Origin of the sequence: Cellulomonas sp. GbtcB1, assembly GCF_019091725.1 — a bacterium.
Taxonomy (GTDB): Bacteria; Actinomycetota; Actinomycetes; order Actinomycetales; family Cellulomonadaceae; genus Cellulomonas.
The window spans coordinates 1-238 of the sequence record NZ_JAGXJG010000526.1; the positions used below are offsets into that span (position 1 = coordinate 1).

Consider the following 238-nt stretch of genomic DNA (forward strand, 5'->3'; position numbering starts at 1 on the left):
CGCCAGGTGCAGCGCGGTCGACTGCCCCTGCTCCCCCGCGGCCGCGTCGCGCACGGACGCGGCGTACCCCGCGGGGTCGGTGACGTCGTGCCCGGTCGCCGCGACGGCAGCGCGCACGTCCCCGGCCGCGGCCGGGTCGTCGGCGCGGGCGGGCAGCACACCGCCCTCGGCCCCCGCGGCGGCGGTGGTCCCGGCCCCGATCAGGTAGTCGCCGAGCCCGGGCCCCCGCTCGTAGACG

General features: G+C 82.4%; 1 protein-coding gene. It reads right to left on the minus strand.

All coding sequences use genetic code 11. From position 1 onward, the window contains the following. The coding region (locus KVT14_RS21265) for a hypothetical protein (protein ID WP_217617379.1) at positions 1 to 238 on the minus strand (238 nt) is incomplete at both ends.